Raw genomic sequence first — 1,957 nt, forward strand, 5'->3', positions numbered from 1 at the left:
TGCGGCTGCGGCTGCGGCTGCGGCTGCGGCTGCGGCTGCGGGTACGTCGTGGCTGGTCGCGCAGTTCCCCGCGCCCCTGAAGGGGCACCCCCCGGGGCGTGGCGTCAGCGGAAGACGGCTATCGCCTCCAGCGTGACCTCGCGGGTGTCCTCCCGCCAGCCCGTCATCTTTCCGAGGCAGCGGGCCTGGAACGTGCCGCTGTCGATGCGCTCGCTGCGCAGGCCGTCGGCCGCGCAGGTGACGCGGACGTGCGCGGGGTCCTCCGGGTCGCCGTACGGCGCGCGCAGCACGATCTCCCGCGTGGTCTCCGTCTCCACCAGGAAGCGGCCGCGGACCGAGACGAACTCCTCGATGTCGCTGAGCGCGACCCCGCCCTGGGCGGCGCCCGGGCCGAGCGCGTCGGCGAGGGCCCGGTTCGGGACGACGTCCCCGGAGCGCAGGTCCGCGTGGACGATGACGTCGGCCTGCTCGAAGGCATCCATGAGCACCCCGATCACGGAGATCGGCTCGCTCTTCTGCACATAGCTGCTGAACTTCTCCTGCGTGACGTCCCGGTTGGCCCTGACGCCCCAGCGGAGCAGCCTGCCCCACAGCCCCACGCTGGTGTTGACGTTGGTCCGGTGCTCGACGGCCTGTTCCAGGGCCACGCTGTAGTTGCCCATCCGGTAGAGGTCCATCACCGCCTTCTCGTCCAGGTAGAAGCAGACGCTGTACGCGGACCGCTGCCCGCCGGTCCGCCGTCCGCGCGCGCGGACGTGCCGCACCAGCACGGCGCCGAGCGCCACGAACCCGGCGGCGGTGACCAGCCACACCGTCATCCACGGCCACCACACGCCCCACCACTGTGCGTCAACGACACCCACGGATCTCCTTGAATGCCTCGGAAAGGGACGACTCCCGCGCGTCCACCATGCGCCCGCCGGTCTTCGCGGCGGCGCGCCGCAGGGCTCCGGCGTCGGCGTCGCCGAAGTGCACGGGGTAGGTGCGGACCCGGGCCGCGGTGCGGGTCCCGGCGGACCGTGGCCCGTAGCGTGCCTCGTAACGGCGTACGAACTCCTCGTACGCGATGCCCGCGTTGTTCTCGCCGTCCGTCATCAGCACGATGGCCACGTCCCGCCTGGGGTCGTCGGCCACCGCGGACGAGGCCGTGCGGTAGCCGTGGTCGAGAGCCGTCCAGACGGCGGTCGCGTCCCCGTAGCCGCCCCGCGCGACGACGTCGGCGAGGGTCCGCAGGTCCTCCTCGCCCCGGACGGTGACGGTCCGCTCCTCCAGGACCCGCCCGCCGAACCGCACGACGGTCAGCCGCTCGCCCTGGTGGAACCGCGTGAAGGCGCCCGTCGCCGAGGGGTCCGCGCCGCTGAGGTCGGCGAAGGCCCTCCGCAGGTCCGCCATGCGCCCGCCGCGCATCGAACCGGAGAAGTCGAGCAGGAAGATCACCTGGTCGGCGACCCGGTGGCGGGGGTCGCCGTAGTCGTCCAGCAGCCGTTCCAGGACGCCGTGGCGGTCGGGGAAGTAGAGCGCGTTGCCGACCGGCGTACGCAGGGGTCCCTCGCGGGCGACCGCGGGGTTCACCGGGCGCCGCCACGCCGTCCGCATGATCTCCCGCTGCACGGAGTCCTTGCGGAGCCACCGCACGACCTCGTCGTACGCGGCCCGCCGGTCCGGGTCGAGGAGGAGCAGGGGGAAGTCGGCGAGGACCGTGCCGTCCTCCGGGCGCACGATCTCCAGCTCCTCCTCCAGCCGGCCGCCGGAGTTGAGGGCGAGTAGGTCGGACTCGTAGGTGATGAGCGCGTTCGCCGTGCCGGGGCGGGCGACGAAGTCGTCGAGCAGGTCGCGGGTGGAGGCGGCGGTGAGGCGCTGCCCGGAGCGGAAGCCGCGCAGGCGGTCGCAGGAGACGTCCTCCTCGCGCAGGGCCCCGCCGGTGCCGGCCGCCGCGGTGGCGACCCCGACGAGCGCG

General features: G+C 73.7%; 2 protein-coding genes. Both read right to left on the reverse strand.

Annotated features, from left to right (window positions below; all coding sequences use genetic code 11):
* Positions 1 to 104: 104 nt before the first annotated feature.
* The gene (locus HO151_RS00085; protein ID WP_173894097.1) at positions 105 to 863 is read right to left on the reverse strand and encodes a hypothetical protein; all 759 of its coding nucleotides are present in this window, start codon (positions 861 to 863) and stop codon (positions 105 to 107) included.
* A partial coding sequence (locus HO151_RS00090) for a VWA domain-containing protein (RefSeq protein WP_173894098.1) occupies positions 850 to 1,957 on the reverse strand: 1,108 nt, incomplete at its 5' end. The genes HO151_RS00090 and HO151_RS00085, both read right to left, overlap by 14 nt.

The sequence above is a fragment of the Streptomyces sp. 8P21H-1 genome (genome assembly GCF_013302945.1).